This window comes from Pseudomonas sp. CFBP 13727 (assembly GCF_014841915.1).
GTDB classification, from domain to species: domain Bacteria; phylum Pseudomonadota; class Gammaproteobacteria; order Pseudomonadales; family Pseudomonadaceae; genus Aquipseudomonas; species Aquipseudomonas baltica.
This window is the reverse complement of record NZ_JACYUT010000001.1, coordinates 993,718-1,009,687: the sequence shown is the minus strand read 5'-3', so window position 1 is coordinate 1,009,687 and position 15,970 is coordinate 993,718. Positions and strand designations below refer to the sequence as shown.

The following is a 15,970-nucleotide window of genomic DNA, read 5'->3' as shown; positions in this document are numbered from 1 at the left end:
ATCGGCCGCGAAAGGTGCGCCGCGGTATGTTTGCCGCCTGCGCTGGCCCTTTCGCGGCCACGGACCGCTTCTACAGTGGTCATGCGCTGCCACGGGGATCGAGCGTCATCTCCCGTAGGAGCGGTCATCGGCCGCGAAAGGTGCGCCGCGCTATGCTTGCCGCCTGCGCTGGCCCCTTCGCGGCCATGGACTGCTCCTACAGTGGTCATGTGCTGCCACGGGGATCGAGCGCCATCTCCCGTAGGAGCGGTCATTGGCCGCGAAAGTTGCGCCGCGCTATGCTTGCCGCCTGCGCTGGCCCCTTCGCGGCCACGGACCGCTCCTGCGGGGAGGGGGGGTGGCGCCGGTCGTTGCCCCCGCGCATTCGCCGGGAAAAAAGAGTAGAGTGGCGCGCTTTTCCGATCTGCCCAAAGTTTTTCCATGAAAAGTTCCGCACCCGCTGCACCCAAGCGCTTCACCCTCAAGGTCGCCCTCTGGCTGCTCGACAGCCCCCGCCTGGGCCACAAGGTCAACGTCAAGCACCTGGCCGGGCGCATGCTCAAGCAGCCCGCGCGCGAAGGCGTGGTGGTCGCGCAGAGCCGCCTCGGCCAGTTGATGTGTCGCGATTGTGGCAACGCCCGTGACCAGCGCATCGGTCAGCAACTCCTGCGGCAGGCCGCCCGCGCCGGCGATGCGGGCGCACAGAACGCACTGAGCGATCTGCGTCGCGACTGACACTCGGTTTGCCCCAGGCGGCCAATGGCCTCAGACTGCCGCTCATCGAATTCGCATGAGAGCACACCATGGCCCTGGACGTGACCAGCCTGTTGATTGGCCTGCTGGCTGCCGCCTTGCCGTGCCTGGCGCTGGCCTGGCAGCTGCAGCGCAGGAGCACCGCCGCCCTGGCCCAGGTCGCCTTGCTCGACGAGCGCCTGAGTAACGCCCAATTGGCTCAGGACGGCCTGAGCGCGCAGCTCGACGCCTGCCGCGATGAGGTCAGCGATCTGAGCCAGGCCAACTCGGCCAAGCAAGCCGAACTGGCCGGCCTGCGCCGCGAGGTCGAACTGCTGCAGAACGAACGCGACAATGCCCGCGATGCCGCCCACGCCTGGAGCCTGGAGCGCAGCACCCGGGAAACCGAGTTGCGTCGCCTCGATGCCCAGTGCGCCGGGCTATCAGCCGAATTGCGCGAACAGCAGGACAGCCACCAGCAACGCCTGAACGACCTGCAGGGTTCACGGGACGAACTGCGCGCGCAGTTCGCCGAACTCGCAGGCAAAATCTTCGACGAGCGCGAGCAACGTTTCGCCGAAAACAGCCAGCAACGCCTGGGCCAGTTGCTCGATCCCCTCAAGGAGCGTATCCAGTCGTTCGAAAAGCGCGTTGAAGAGAGCTACCAGAACGAGGCCCGCGAGCGCTTTTCCCTGGGCAAGGAACTGGAGCGCCTGCAACAGCTCAACCAGCGCCTGAGTACCGAAGCCACCAACCTGACCCAGGCCCTCAAGGGTCAGAAAACCCAGGGCAACTGGGGCGAGCTGATTCTGGAGCGGGTGCTCGAGCATGCCGGGCTGGAGAAGGGCCGCGAGTACCAGACCCAGGTCAGCCTCAAGGGCCCGGATGGCGAGCGCTTTCAGCCCGACGTGCTGATCATGCTGCCCGGCGACAAGCAGGTGGTGGTCGATTCCAAGGTCAGCCTCACTGCCTATCAGCAATACATCGCCGCCGAAGACGGTGCCATTGCCCAGGCGGCCTTGAAGCAGCACGTGCTGTCGCTGCGCAATCACGTCAAAGGCCTTTCCGGCAAGGACTACAGTCGCCTGGACGGTTTGCACAGCCTGGATTTCGTCCTGCTCTTCGTGCCCATCGAGGCGGCATTCTCGGCCGCGTTGCAGGCCGAGCCCAACCTGTTCCAGGAGGCCTTCGACCGGCAGATCGTCATCGTCAGCCCGACCACCCTGCTGGCTACTCTGCGCGTCATCGACAGCCTGTGGAAGCAGGAGCGGCAAAGCCAGAACGCCCGCGAGATCGCCGAGCGCGCCGGATGGCTGTATGACAAGTTTGTGCTGTTCATCCAGGACCTCGACGAAGTCGGTAACCGCCTGCAGCAGTTGGACAAGGCCTACGGCGCGGCGCGCAACAAGCTCACCGAAGGACGTGGCAACCTGGTCAGCCGCAGCGAGCAACTCAAACTGCTGGGCGCCCGCGCCAGCAAGAGCCTGCCGCCGGACCTGCTCGAGCGCGCCATGACCGAGGCCCATCAGGACAGCGGCGCCGAGGCCGACGCCGACGGCGTGTCAGTGCCGGCCCAGGTGCCGGTTGAGTAGCGCCCGCAAGGCCGCAGGCTTCACCGGTTTGGCCAGGTAGTCCAGGCCGGCGGCGTGCACCAGGGCGACGGTTTCGGGGCGCGCGTCGGCGCTGATCACCACGCCCGGCACCGGCTCGGCCAGCGCAGTGCGCAGCCAGGCCATCAGTTGCGTACCGGTTTCTCCCTCGTCCAGGTGGAAATCCACCAGCGCCAATTGCGGCCGCTTGCCGGCGGCCAGCAGTGCTGCGCACTCCTGGCGATTGCGTGCGGTCCATACCTCGCACCCCCAGCGGCTGAGCAAGCTGTGCATGCCCAGCAGGATGCTGTCTTCGTTGTCGACGCAGAGCACCCGTGCACCACCCAGCGGTTGGCTCATGGGCGTCGGGGCGGGCAGGGCGGTTGCCGTGTCTGCGCCGGCCAGGGGCACGGTCACACTGAACACGCTGCCATGGCCAGGCCATGAGCGCACCTGCAGCGGATGGCCGAGCACCCGGCACAGGCCGTCGGCAATTGCCAGGCCCAGCCCCAGGCCTTTCTCGGCACGGGTCTGGTGACTGTCCAGGCGCTTGAATTCTTCGAAAATCATTTCCAGCTTGTCGCGGGCAATGCCCGGGCCTCGGTCCCACACCTCCAGGCTCAGCGCACCTGGCTTGCGCCGCACACCCAGCAGGATCGGACCGCGTCCATAGCGGAAGGCGTTGGTGAGGAAGTTCTGCAGTACACGGCGCAACAGCTTGATATCGCTGTCCACCCGCAGCGCGCTGCCCCGCAGGCGAAAGTCCAGGCCCTGTTCCCGAGCCTGGGCCTTGAACTCAGGGCCCAAGGCGTCGAACAGTTCGTTGAGCGCGAAGCCCTTGCGGTCCGGGCTGATCTTGCCGTTCTCCAGGCGGGAAATATCCAGCAGGTCGCTGATCAGGTCTTCGGCCGAACGCAAGGAGTTGTCCATGTGCTGCACCAGCTGGCTGGCTTCGGCCGACAGGCCCGGCTGATGAGACAGCGCTGCGGAGAACAGCCGCGCCGCGTTGAGCGGCTGCATCAGGTCGTGGCTGACCGCTGCCAGGAAGCGCGTCTTGGACTGGTTCGCCGACTCGGCATGGCCCTTGGCTTCGGTCAGCGCCTGGTTCAGCTGGGACAGCTCATGGGTGCGCTCGGTTACCCGCTGTTCCAGGCCTTCGTTGGCGTCCTTGAGCGCCTGCGCTGCTTCGCGGTAGGCGGTGATGTCGGTGAAACTCATGACGAAGCCACCGCCCGGCATCGGGTTGCCGATCAGCTCGATGACCCGCCCGTTGGGAAACAGGCGCTCGGAGGTGTGCGCGCGACCCTGACGCATCCAGTGCAGGCGCCGGGCAACGTGTACCTGCGCCTCGCCGGGCCCGCACAGGCCGCGCTCGGCGTTGTAGCGGATGATGTCGGCAATCGGCCGGCCCACGCTGATCAAGCCTTCCGGGTAATTGAACAGCTCCAGGTAGCGGTGATTCCAGGCCACCAGGCGCAGCGACTGGTCGATCACGCTGATGCCCTGGGTGATGTTCTCGATCGCACCCTGCAGCAGGGCACGGTTGAACTGCAGCACTTCGCTGGCTTCGTCGGCGATACGCACCACGTCTTCGAGCTGCATGTCGCGGCCTTCGATGGCCGCCTTCACTACCGCGCGCGTCGACGAGCTGCCCAGCACGCCTGCCAGCAGCCGTTCGGTATGGGCTATCCACTGGCCATCGGCATTCTGGTTGGGGTTGAAACCCTTGCCTTGCCGATAGGCGTAGCGCAGAAAGCTTTGCCGTGCGCGCTCCTCGCCGACGAAGCGTGCCGCCAGGTTGAGCAGGTCATTGATCTGCACCGCCAGCAGCGAGCGGCCATGGGGCCCGGCATTTATCTCCTGGCCGATGAATCGCCCGGCTTGCCAGTGTTCGCTGACGCGGGTACGCGACAGCACCGAAACCCAGGCGAACAGAATGAAATTGCCGGCCAGCGACAGCACCACCCCTTGGGTCATGGGGCTGATGGGCAGGCCGAACGGGTTGCCGTGAATCCAGGCCAGGCCGGGGAACACGTCCAGCGGCAGGTTCAAACTGTGCGCCGCCACCGGCAGCACCAAGGTGTAGAACCAGAGAAAGATGCCCACCGCCAACCCGGCGAAAACCCCGCGACGGTTGGCCTGTTTCCAGTACAGCGCACCGAGCATTGCCGGGGTCAGCTGGGTTACGGCGGCAAAGGCAATCTGGCCGATGGTGGCGAGGCTGGCGGTGGAACCGAGCAGACGGTAGCTGACGTAGGCCAGCAGCAGGATCACCACGATGCTCACTCGGCGGACGCTGAGCATCCACTGGCGAAACACTTCGAAGGGCCGTTCCGCGCTTTGCCGACGCAGCAGCCAGGGCAGCAGCATGTCATTGGAAACCATGGTCGACAGCGCTACGCTGGCGACGATGACCATGCCGGTCGCCGCCGAAGCACCGCCGATGAAGGCCAGCAAGGCCAGGGCCGGGTGGGCTTCGGCCAGTGGCAGGCTGATGACGAACGAGTCGGGAATCACCGAGCTGGGCAGCAGCATCTGCCCGGCCAGGGCAATCGGCACCACGAACAGTCCGGCCAGGATCAGGTAGGCGGGAAACACCCAGCGCGCCAGGCGCAGGTCCTGCGGGTCGGTGTTCTCCACCACGGTGACGTGGAACTGCCGCGGCAGGCAGAGAATGGCCATCATCGCCACGCCGGTCTGCACCACCATCGAGGGCCAATTGATCGTCTCTTGCCAGTACGCTTCCAGGCGCGGCGCCAGCATGGCCTGGTCGAGCAGGTCCTCGAAGCCGTCGTACAGTCCATAGGTGACGAAGATGCCCACGGCCAGAAACGCGAACAACTTGACCAGTGCTTCGAAGGCAATGGCCAGGACCATACCGCGGTGGTGCTCGGTGACGTCGAGGGTGCGCGTGCCGAACAGAATGGTGAACAGCGCCAGCACCAGCGTCACCACCATGGCGGTGTCCTGGACGCGGGTCCCGGTGGCGTCGGCACCGGCGCCGATCAGCAGGTTCACGCCCAGCACGATGCCCTTGAGTTGCAGGGCGATGTAGGGCAGCACGCCGACCAGGCAGATCAGCGCCACCACCACGGCGAGGCTCTGCGACTTGCCATAGCGCGCCGCGATGAAGTCGGCAATGGAGGTGATGTTCTCCTGCTTGCTGATCATCACCATTTTCTGCTGCACCCAGGGTGCCAGCAGCATCAGCAGCACCGGCCCCAGGTAGATCGGCAGGAACGCCCACAACTGCTCGGCCGCCTGGCCCACCGCGCCGAAAAACGTCCAGCTGGTGCAGTACACCGCCAGCGACAGGCTGTAGACCCAGGCCCGTACACGGGGCGGCAGGGGCGTGCTGCGGCGGTCGCCGTAGAAAGCGATGGCGAACATCACGGCCATGTAGGCCAGGGCGACGGTGGCGATCAATCCGCTGGACAACGACATCGGTGACTCCGGAACGGGGCAGGCGGAAGCCCGGCGAAGCGGGCACCCGCCAGTCTCGCACGGCGCATGCGATGGCGTCAGCGCCGACCATGGTCGCAGCCACTGTCATCGAGTTGGGCGATAGGCGGTATAGCGTTATGCTGTGCGCCGACGATGCCGCCGCTGCCCGCGGCCTCGTCCCCTCGCCAGAGCCCAGTCCACGCGGCATCATTCAGGTACAGGATCGATGAGTCAGCAGTCGCAGTTCGCCTTGCTCGGCAAGCGCCGTTTCCTGCCGTTTTTCGTGACCCAGGCCCTGGGTGCTTTCAACGACAACATCTTCAAGCAATCGCTGATCCTGACGATCCTCTACAAGCTTGCCATCGAGGGCGATCGCAGCGTCTGGGTCAACCTCTGCGCGCTGCTGTTCATCCTGCCGTTCTTTCTGTTCTCGGCGCTGGCCGGGCAGTTCGGCGAAAAGTTCGCCAAGGACCGCCTGATCCGCGCCATCAAGCTGGCCGAGATCGTCATCATGGCGGTGGGTGCGGTCGGGTTGGCTTTCGATCACCTGTGGCTGATGCTCGTCGCACTGTTCGCCATGGGCACCCATTCGGCGCTGTTCGGCCCGGTCAAGTACTCGATCATGCCTCAGGCGTTGCGGCCTGAAGAGCTGGTGGGGGGTAATGGCCTGGTGGAGATGGGCACGTTTCTGGCGATCCTGGCCGGCACCATCGGGGCGGGCGTGATGATGTCGTCCGCCCACTACGCCGGTGTCGTCGCCACCGCCGTGCTGTCGGTCGCCGTACTGGGCTATGTCGCCAGCCGCAGCATCCCGCCGGTCAGCGCCGCCAATCCGGGGCTGGTGCTGGACTGGAACATCGCCCGGCAGACCTGGTTCACCCTGCGCCTGGGCCTGGGCCAGACCCGCGCGGTGTCGCGCTCGCTGGTCGGCAACTCTTGGTTCTGGTTCGTCGGCGCGGTCTACCTGACCCAGATTCCCGCCTATGCCCAGCAGTGGCTGGACGGCGACGAAACCGTGGTCACCTTGATCCTCACCGTGTTCTCGGTGGGCATCGCGCTGGGTTCGATGCTGTGCGAGCGGCTGTCCCGGCACAAGGTCGAGATGGGCCTGGTGCCCTTGGGGGCGCTAGGCCTGACGCTGTTCGGGCTGCTGCTGTGGTGGCATTCCAACGGCGTCGTGCAGGCCGCGCAGCCACAAGGCTGGCTAACGGTGCTGGGTCATGATCAGACCTGGTGGGTATTGCTGGATATCCTCGGCCTGGGCGTCTTCGGCGGGTTCTACATCGTGCCGCTGTACGCGCTGATCCAGTCACGTACCGCCACCGAGCAGCGCGCGCGGGTCATCGCTGCCAACAACATCCTCAATTCGCTGTTCATGGTGGTGTCGGCCATCGTGTCCATCCTCTTGCTCAGCGTGGCGAAGCTGAGCATTCCCCAGCTGTTCCTGGTGGTGTCGCTGGCCAATCTGGCCGTCAATGCGTACATCTTCAGCGCGGTGCCCGAGTTCGCTTCGCGCTTCCTGCTCTGGCTGCGTGGTGGTTGATCGCAGCGGCGCCGCCGCTGTACCGAGCAGGCCTACAGCGATTCGGGCCGTCCCAGCACCACGCTGAGCGCGTTGCGTGCGTCGTCGAGCTGGACCAGCGTGGCATGCCGGGCACCCAGGGCATCACCGTTCTCGATGGCCGTCAGAATTGCCTTGTGCCGCGGCAGGGCCAACTCATGCAGGTTGGGCCGCTGGTTGGAATGCCGCAGGGCCTCACGCAAGGCCAGCGACAGCATGTTGCACAGGTGCGCGAGCAGGTCATTATGCGTGGCATCGGCGATGCGGCTGTGGAAATCCAGGTCCGGCTGCAGCACGTCATCGACCGACCCGGCCGCCTCCATGCGCTGGTAGGCCTCGCCGATCGAAGCCACTTCGGCCTCGGTGGCGTGCTGGGCGGCCAGCGCCGCCGCTGCCGGCTCGATGATGCTGCGCACGCTGGTCAACAGAGCGAAGAACTCGTTCTGCGGCGTGCTCTGCATCACCCAGTGCAAGACATCGGGGTCGAGCATGTGCCACTCACGGCGCGGCTTCACCACCGAACCCACCCGCGGCCTGGAGTACACCAGGCCCTTGGCCACCAACACACGGGTCGCCTCGCGCAGCACCGGACGACTGACCGCGTATTCTTCACACAGCAGGGCTTCGGCGGGCAGCCGATCGTCAGGCTTGAAGCGGCCGGAGACGATCTGCATCCCCAACTCCTGGACGATCCGCGAGTGCATGCTTTTGCGATCTGAAGGCTTGCGATAATCCATGGGGTGCATTCGGTCCTTGGGGCAGGTAATGCGCGATGATAGCACCTGCGCGCCAAGTCTTCGGACGGGGTGTCAGAGCCCTTGCTGCAGGTTCTTGCGCAGCGACAGCAGGCTGGTCTGCAGCGCGCGCAGTTCGGCACTGCTGTGGCAGCTGGCCTTGACGATGTTGAGCGGCACCGACTCGGCCTTCTCGCGCAGCGCACGACCCTGCGGCGTGAGCTCGACGATGACCACGCGCTCGTCGTCCTTGCTGCGGGTACGGCTGAGCAAGCCTTCGGCTTCCAGGCGCTTGAGCAGCGGCGTCAGCGAGCCGGGGTCGGTCAGCAGGCGAGTACTGATTTCGCCCACGGTCATGCCGTTCTTTTCCCACAACACCATCATGGTCAGGTATTGCGGGTAGGTCAGGCCCAGTGCCTGCAACAAGGGCTTGTACACCTTGGTCATCAGCAGCGATGTCGAGTACAGCGAGAAGCACAGCTGATTATCCAGCAGCAGGCTGTCGTCGACGCTGACTGCCTCGTCGTGAGTGGATTCGGTGTTCATGCTGATCCTTTTTCCAATGGTGCAAGTGCATTAGGCGATCCGCCGTTCGCAGGTTTCGGCGCTTCGCTCGTTCCTTCGTGAAGCTGGTGTTGATTTCGAGCTACAAACACCGTGCATAGTTCGTTCGAGGTTGTGCAGCACTTCTACATCCTTCGGCGGCGGTCACACTGGTAGGATGCACGGCTGGATGAGGCGCGGCGGATAGAGAGAGACAGTATGTTCGAAACATTGCTCTACATTGCCTTGGGTGCGGTGATGGGCACGCTGGGTGGGGTGTTCGGCATCGGCGGGGGCTTGATCGCGATCCCGGCACTCGGCGTGCTGTTCGGCGTGGACCAGCAACTGGCCCAGGGCACGTCGCTGGTGATGGTCGTGCCCAATGTGCTTCTAGCATTATGGCGCTATCACCAGCGTCGTCCCATACCCTGGCGCAATGCCTTGCCATTGGCCAGCGGCGGACTGGTGTTCGCCTGGCTTGCCTCGGTGCTCGCGGCAGGGCTGGACCCGGCGTCGATGCGGGTGGGCTTCGTGGCCTTCCTGTTGGTGCTGGTAGTCTACAACATTGCGCAGATGTTCCTGCGCCCCGTGAACGGTACGGGCGAGATCCGTCATTCCTGGCCGTGGCTGGGCGTACTGGGTGGTTTTTCCGGGGTGATCGGCGGTTTTTTCGGGGTCGGCGGCGCCGTGCTGGCCACGCCCGTGCTGACCAGCGTCTTCGGGACCACCCAGATCATGGCTCAGGGCCTGTCGCTGGCCCTGGCCGCGCCCAGCACCAGTGTGACACTCCTGACCTATGCCGTGCACGATCATGTCGATTGGGCCATGGGCGTGCCGATGGCCATTGGCGGCCTGTTGAGCATCAGCTGGGGGGTGAAGATCGCCTATAGCCTGTCGGAAACGGTCCTGCGCGGCAGCTTCTGCGTGTTTCTGCTGCTGTGCGCCATCCTGCTGCTGTTCAAGGTCTGAGGCCTGGCCCACCACACCAGGTGCCGGCTCGGGTGGATTAGTGCCACAATCGGCGCTTTCATACGTCGTGACGAGCCTCCAGGTGGAAGACCAAGACACCCTGCAACCCCGCGAACGCACCGAGCGCATATTGGCCGAGGTGCACGACGCCTGGGGCATGATCCGCGTGCTGGAAGTCGCCGACTACCGCTTCCTCGAATTCGGCGATGCCATAGAACAGAGCTGCACGTTCACGGCCGACCCCAGCTGGCTGGAATACGACTACACCCGCGCCATGCTGGTGGGCGCGCTTTGCCATGCGCAACCTGAAAGTGCGCTGTTCCTGGGTCTGGGTGCCGGTACCCTGACCCAGGCCTGCTTGAAGTTCCTGCCCCTGGAAGACGTCGAGTGCATCGAACTGCGCCCGGACGTGCCTCGCCTGGCCATCGAATACATGGGCCTGGAAGACGATCCGAGGCTGTACATCCGCGTCGGCGACGCGCTTGAACTGCTGCCCACTGCCGAAACCGCCGACCTGATCTTCGTCGACCTGTACACCGACCACGGCCCGGCCCCCGCCCACCTGGCCTGGCGGTTCCTGGAACAGTGCCAGCAACGCCTGAACCCCGATGGCTGGCTGATCATCAACCAGTGGGCCGGTGACGACGGCAAGCCGCTCGGGGCCGCCTTGCTGCGCGGTCTCTACCAGCGTCACTACTGGGAATTGCCAGTCAAGGAGGGCAACGTGATCGTCATGGTGCCGGCCGATGTCGAGCAGGTATTGGACATGGCCGGCCTGTGCCAGCGTGCCGAGGCCCTCGCGCCCCGGCTGGGTTACTCGCTGCAGGGCCTGATCGACCTGGTGCGCCCGGCCAGCTGAGGCAGTGCGGCGCACCACTGGCGACGCTACTGGCCCTGGAACAGGGCAGGGCGCTGCTGCTGCATGGCCGCCAGACCTTCACGCGCGTCCTCGCTGGCGAACAGGCGCCCGCTGGTTGCCGCCAACTGGAGGCTGGCGGCGCCTTCACCTTCGCTCACGGCCAGGCGTGCCGACGCCAGGGTCGCCTGCACGCCCAGCGGTGCCTGTCGGGCAATCCGCTGAGCAAGCTGCAGGGCGTTGGGCAGCAGGTCTTCGCTGGCCATCACTTCCTGCACCAGACCCAGGCGCAAGGCTTCATGGGCATCGAACTCATCGCCGGTCAGCAACCAGCGCATGGCGTTGCCCCAGCCGGCTATCTGCTGCAGGCGCAGCGTGGCGCCGCCGAACGGGAACAAGCCGCGCTGCACTTCCATCTGGGCAAAACGGGTATTGCTCGCGCACAGGTTGATATCGGCCGCGAGCATCAGCTCGATTCCCACGGTCAGGCAATAACCCTGGGCTGCGACGATCACCGGCTTGCTCACCACCGGCCCACCCGAGACTCGCCAGGGATCGCAGCCCCCAGGGGGTACCTGCCAGCCCTGGCTCAGGCGCGTGCTCACCTCGGCCAGGTCCAGCCCCGCAGTGAAGTGCTCGCCATGGCTGAACACCAGGGCCACGCGTGCCGCCGGCTCGCGCTCGAACGCGCCGTAGGCCAGGCTCAGGGCGTCGAGCATGGGCAGGTCGAAGGCGTTGCGCTTGGCAGTACGGTCCAGGCCGATGAGCATGACGTGCTCGCGCAGCTCGCAGCTGACCTTGCCGGGGCAGGGGGTAGGCATGACGGCATCCTCGGAATGGTTTGAGTGAAAGGTTTCAGCTGCCGCACCTGCGCAGGCGCCTCTGCTAAAATAGACTGCGCCGCCGATTCGCGCAAAGCCCGTGTGGCTCAGGCGTGCACGCGGCACGATGGTTCAAAAAAGTCTCACGTCGCGGCCATTTTCAGGTATAGTGCGCGCCGGTCTTTAACCAGGCCACGTTTAGGTAGCGCAATCCCCCGAAGACAGCTTCGGCTGCATGTCCGTTCCGCGGACTCTCCCTAACGATTCTTTCATTCAATCGTTTTCGCAAATCCCCGCCGACAAAGCTGCCAGGGTGACTCTCGAGTCTTACAAGGCATGCGCAGCTTTGGAGCATGGGTCTTTGCGGATGCACTTAGAGGCAGACCCATGACCCAGGAAATCGGCGGCTTCGCCGCTCTCGAACTTCATCCGAACATTGTTGCTGCTGTAGTCGCTACCGGCTACGAAGAGCCTTCGGCTATCCAGCAACAATCGATCCCGATCATTCTCGCCGGTCATGACATGATCGGCCAGGCGCAGACAGGCACCGGCAAGACCGCGGCCTTCGCTCTGCCGATCCTGCATCGTATCGACCCGAGCAAGCGCGAGCCGCAAGCCCTGATCCTGGCGCCAACCCGTGAGTTGGCGCTACAAGTAGCCACTGCATTCGAAACCTACGCCAAGCAGATGCCTGGCGTTACCGTAGTGGCCGTGTACGGCGGTGCCCCGATGGGCCCGCAGTTGAAAGCAATCCGCAACGGCGCGCAAATCGTCGTCGCTACCCCCGGCCGTCTGTGCGACCACCTGCGCCGTGACGAGAAGGTCCTCGCCACCGTGAACCACCTGGTGCTCGACGAAGCCGACGAAATGCTCAAGCTGGGCTTCATGGATGACCTGGAAGTCATCTTCAAGGCCATGCCCGAGACTCGCCAGACCGTACTGTTCTCGGCCACCTTGCCGCAGTCGATCCGCGCGATCGCCGAGCGTCACCTGCGTGACCCCAAGCACGTCAAGATTCAGACCAAGACTCAGACCGTCACCGCGATCGAGCAGGCTCACCTGCTGGTTCACGCCGACCAGAAGACCTCGGCTGTCCTGCGCCTGCTGGAAGTCGAAGAATTCGACGCCCTGATCGCCTTCGTGCGCACCAAGCAAGCCACGCTCGACCTGGCCAGCGCCCTGGAAGCCAAAGGCTACAAGGCCGCGGCACTCAACGGTGACATTGCCCAGAACCAGCGTGAGCGTGTCATCGAGTCGCTCAAGGATGGCCGCCTGGATATCGTCGTCGCCACCGACGTCGCTGCCCGTGGCCTGGACGTACCGCGCATCACTCACGTGTTCAACGTCGACATGCCGTACGACCCCGAGTCCTACGTGCACCGTATCGGTCGTACCGGCCGTGCCGGTCGCGAAGGCCGTGCGCTGCTGCTGGTCACCCCGCGTGAACGCCGCATGCTGCAGGTGATCGAGCGCGTGACCGGGCAGAAGGTTGCCGAGGTTCGCCTGCCCAACGGCCAGGCCGTGCTGGATGCGCGCATCAAGAAGCTGACCAACAGCCTCGCTCCGCTGGTCGCAGACGCCGAAAGCACCCATGGCGAGTTGCTCGATCGCCTGACCGCTGACATCGGTTGCACCCCGCGCGCCCTGGCCGCAGCCCTGCTGCGCAAGGCCACCAATGGCCAGGCGTTGACTCTGGATGCGGTCGAGAAGGAGCAGCCTCTGGTTCCGACCAGCGCTCCGCGCGAACGCACCAGCAGTGGTGATCGCCCTGAGCGCAGTGACCGTGAGCGCCGCGCGCCAATGCCCCTGGGCGAAGGCCGCGCACGCTGCCGTACGGCCCTGGGTGCTCGCGACGGCATCGCCGCGAAGAACCTGCTGGGCGCCATCCTCAACGAAGGCGGGCTGGCCCGTGAAGCCATCGGTCGCATCCAGGTGCGTGACAGCTTCAGCCTGGTCGAGCTGCCGGAAGATGGCCTGGAGAATCTGTTGAGCAAGCTCAAGGACACCCGTGTCGCTGGCAAGCAGCTGAAACTGCGTCGCTATCGCGAAGACTGATTGCCCATAGTCTTCAGGCATAAAAAATCCCCGACTGGTTCGGGGATTTTTTTGTCTCGATCGCGGCTCGTTCATCGCCAGCTCGAGCTCGCTCCTGTGGGAGCGGGCTCTGCCCGCGAAGCGGACACCGCCGATCAATCAGTTCTTGGCTGGCGGCACTTGGGTAGCCGGAGTGGTACCTGGTGCGACCGGCATGCTCGAATCGGACTTGGTAGCTTCCTGAGCTGCAGCCTTGTTCGATTCCATGGCCGCTTCGTTGGCCTTGGCGTTTTCCTTGGCGGCGTCATTCATCTTGTCTTGAGCCGAATCCATTTTCTCTTGCGCTTCCTGACGGTGCTCGGCAGCGTCCTGGGCCTTGTCTTCGGATTTCTTGTCGCAGGCAGCCAGACCAAGGGTGGCAGCCAGCATCAGGGAGTAAGCGAGTGTCTTGCGCATGATGTTTCTCCTTATTGGGTATCTACGAGGCTAAGAGGGTGTGCGCCGGATATAAGTTCCGTCACTGCGGTTATATATAAGTATCGGATCGCAATGAGGTTTTTCCATGACCTTGCTGTACCGTTCAAGCATCCACCCGGTTTTCACGGCGGCCTTGGGTGAAAAGGTCGATGCACGAGCCCTGGCGGGCTCGCCTGTCGAAGCCACCCTTGAAATCCCGATCGGCGGCCCCATCTCCTTGTCATCCCGCCGCTCATCGGCGGCACCTGCCATCTGATTGGAGTTTGATGACCATGAGTGTGGAAACTCAAAAGGAAACCCTGGGCTTCCAGACCGAGGTGAAGCAACTGCTGCACCTCATGATCCATTCGCTGTATTCCAACAAGGAAATCTTCCTTCGCGAATTGATCTCGAACGCCTCCGACGCTGTCGACAAGCTGCGTTTCGAAGCGCTGGCCAAGCCTGAGCTGCTCGAAGGTGGCGGCGAGCTGAAAATTCGCATCAGCTTCGACAAGGACGCCAAGACCGTCACCCTGGAAGACAACGGTATCGGCATGAACCGTGACGATGTAGTGACCCACCTGGGCACCATCGCCAAGTCCGGCACTGCGGACTTCATGAAGAACCTCACCGGCGACCAGAAGAAGGACTCGCACCTGATCGGTCAGTTCGGCGTGGGCTTCTATTCGGCCTTCATCGTCGCCGACCAGGTTGACGTGTACAGCCGCCGCGCCGGCAGCCCTGCCAGCGAAGGCGTGCATTGGTCCTCCAAGGGCGAGGGCGACTTCGAGGTTGCCAACGTCGAGAAGGCCGAACGCGGCACGCGCATCGTTCTGCACCTGAAAAGCGCCGAAGATGAATTCGCCGATGGCTACCGTCTGCGCAACATCATCAAGAAGTACTCCGACCACATCGCCCTGCCGATCGAGCTGCCCCAGGAAAGCTCGCCCGCCGAAGGCGACGAGGCACCGGCGCAGGAGTGGGAAACCGTCAACCGCGCCAGCGCCCTGTGGACCCGTCCGCGTACCGACATCAAGGACGAGGAATACCAGGAGTTCTACAAGCACGTCGGTCACGACTACGAAAACCCGCTGAGCTGGAGCCACAACAAGGTCGAAGGCAAGCTGGAATACACCTCGCTGCTGTACGTACCTGCGCGCGCGCCGTTCGATCTGTACCAGCGCGAAGCACCGCGTGGCCTCAAGCTGTACGTGCAGCGCGTGTTCGTCATGGACCAGGCCGAATCCTTCCTGCCGCTGTATCTGCGCTTCATCAAGGGTGTGGTCGACTCCAACGACCTGTCCTTGAACGTTTCGCGCGAGATCCTGCAGAAAGACCCGATCATCGACTCGATGAAGACGGCGCTGACCAAGCGTGTGCTCGACATGCTCGAGAAGTTGGCCAAGAACGAACCCGAGCAGTACAAGGGCTTCTGGAAGAACTTCGGCCAGGTCCTCAAGGAAGGTCCTGCGGAAGATTTCGCCAACAAGGAAAAGATCGCCGGCCTGCTGCGCTTCGCTTCCACCAGCGACGACAGCGGCGAGCAGAGCGTTGGCCTGGCTGACTACCTGGCACGGGTCAAGGAAGGTCAGGACAAGGTCTACTACCTGTCCGGCGAGTCCTACGCACAAGTCAAGAACAGCCCGCACCTGGAAGTCTTCCGCAAGAAAGGCATCGAAGTGCTGCTGTTGACCGATCGTATCGACGAGTGGCTGATGAGCTACCTGACCGAATTCGACGGCAAGGGCTTCGTCGACGTTGCCCGTGGCGACCTCGACCTGGGCAAGCTGGATTCCGAGGAAGACAAGAAAGCCCAGGAAGAAATCGCCAAGGACAAGGAAGGCCTGGTCGAGCGCCTCAAAGCGGCGCTGGGCGATTCGGTCAGTGAAGTGCGGGTTTCCCATCGCCTCACCGATTCGCCGGCGATCCTGGCCATCGGCGAGCAGGACCTGGGCATGCAGATGCGCCAGATCCTCGAAGCCAGTGGGCAGAAGGTGCCGGACTCCAAGCCGATCTTCGAATTCAACCCCAACCACCCGCTGATCGCCAAGCTGGATGTGGAGCAGAGCGAAGATCGTTTCGCCGACTTCTCCCATATCCTGTTCGATCAGGCGGCCCTGGCGGCCGGTGACAGCCTCAAAGATCCTGCCGGTTACGTTCGACGCCTGAACAAGCTGCTGGTCGAGTTGTCCGTTTAAACAGTCCAGGTAAAAAGCCCGCTTCGGCGGGCTTTTTCGTTTTCAGTCATGACC

At 64.0% G+C, this 15,970-nt stretch carries 11 protein-coding genes and 2 pseudogenes; 8 read left to right on the top strand and 5 right to left on the bottom strand.

The genetic code is table 11. From position 1 onward, the window contains the following. Nucleotides 1-420: 420 nt before the first annotated feature. Both IFT76_RS04430 and rmuC read left to right on the top strand, forming a co-directional pair. Nucleotides 421-714, top strand: a complete 294-nt coding sequence (locus IFT76_RS04430; protein ID WP_122479144.1) for a sel1 repeat family protein — start codon at nt 421-423, stop codon at nt 712-714. Between the two features lie 182 nt (nt 715-896). Beyond that, nucleotides 897-2,303, top strand: a complete 1,407-nt coding sequence (gene rmuC, locus IFT76_RS04425; RefSeq protein ID WP_185794194.1) for a DNA recombination protein RmuC — start codon at nt 897-899, stop codon at nt 2,301-2,303. Here the strand turns inward: rmuC and IFT76_RS04420 are convergent. Next, entirely contained in the window at nt 2,274-5,744 is a 3,471-nt protein-coding gene (locus tag IFT76_RS04420) for a hybrid sensor histidine kinase/response regulator (protein WP_192053975.1), read from the bottom strand. The two genes, rmuC and IFT76_RS04420, sit on opposite strands and share 30 nt — an antisense overlap. A 226-nt stretch (nt 5,745-5,970) precedes the next feature. On the opposite strand from IFT76_RS04420, the pseudogene IFT76_RS04415 reads away from it, so the two are divergent. Then, nucleotides 5,971-7,275, top strand: a pseudogene (locus IFT76_RS04415) (MFS transporter); the annotation flags it as partial. A gap of 44 nt (nt 7,276-7,319) precedes the next feature. Here IFT76_RS04415 and IFT76_RS04410 read toward each other — a convergent pair. Both IFT76_RS04410 and IFT76_RS04405 read right to left on the bottom strand, forming a co-directional pair. Beyond that, complete coding sequence (locus IFT76_RS04410) at nt 7,320-8,042, bottom strand: FadR/GntR family transcriptional regulator (protein ID WP_122479140.1); 723 nt, start codon at nt 8,040-8,042, stop codon at nt 7,320-7,322. A gap of 72 nt (nt 8,043-8,114) precedes the next feature. After that, on the bottom strand, nt 8,115-8,585 hold the full coding sequence (locus IFT76_RS04405; RefSeq protein WP_192057506.1) for a MarR family winged helix-turn-helix transcriptional regulator: 471 nt from the start codon (nt 8,583-8,585) through the stop codon (nt 8,115-8,117). 216 nt (nt 8,586-8,801) lie between these two features. Here IFT76_RS04405 and IFT76_RS04400 point away from each other — a divergent pair, with 216 nt between their 5' ends. Further along, complete coding sequence (locus tag IFT76_RS04400) at nt 8,802-9,551, top strand: sulfite exporter TauE/SafE family protein (RefSeq protein WP_192057505.1); 750 nt, start codon at nt 8,802-8,804, stop codon at nt 9,549-9,551. A gap of 157 nt (nt 9,552-9,708) precedes the next feature. After that, complete coding sequence (locus IFT76_RS04395; RefSeq protein WP_192057782.1) at nt 9,709-10,410, top strand: spermidine synthase; 702 nt, start codon at nt 9,709-9,711, stop codon at nt 10,408-10,410. A gap of 26 nt (nt 10,411-10,436) precedes the next feature. Here the strand turns inward: IFT76_RS04395 and IFT76_RS04390 are convergent, their stop codons facing one another. After that, the gene (locus IFT76_RS04390; protein WP_192053981.1) at nt 10,437-11,228 is read right to left on the bottom strand and encodes a crotonase/enoyl-CoA hydratase family protein; all 792 of its coding nucleotides are present in this window, start codon (nt 11,226-11,228) and stop codon (nt 10,437-10,439) included. A gap of 353 nt (nt 11,229-11,581) precedes the next feature. Between IFT76_RS04390 and IFT76_RS04385 the strand changes: the two are divergent. Then, a pseudogene (locus tag IFT76_RS04385) lies at nt 11,582-13,283 on the top strand (DEAD/DEAH box helicase). Nucleotides 13,284-13,421: 138 nt separating this feature from the next. Here IFT76_RS04385 and IFT76_RS04380 read toward each other — a convergent pair. Beyond that, entirely contained in the window at nt 13,422-13,718 is a 297-nt protein-coding gene (locus IFT76_RS04380) for a hypothetical protein (protein WP_122479134.1), read from the bottom strand. A gap of 106 nt (nt 13,719-13,824) precedes the next feature. Between IFT76_RS04380 and IFT76_RS04375 the strand changes: the two genes are divergently transcribed. Further along, on the top strand, nt 13,825-13,995 hold the full coding sequence (locus tag IFT76_RS04375) for a hypothetical protein (RefSeq protein WP_192057504.1): 171 nt from the start codon (nt 13,825-13,827) through the stop codon (nt 13,993-13,995). Between the two features lie 16 nt (nt 13,996-14,011). After that, a complete protein-coding gene (gene htpG / locus IFT76_RS04370; RefSeq protein WP_192053985.1) occupies nt 14,012-15,916 on the top strand; it encodes a molecular chaperone HtpG in 1,905 nt (634 codons plus the stop codon). Nucleotides 15,917-15,970: the final 54 nt, after the last annotated feature.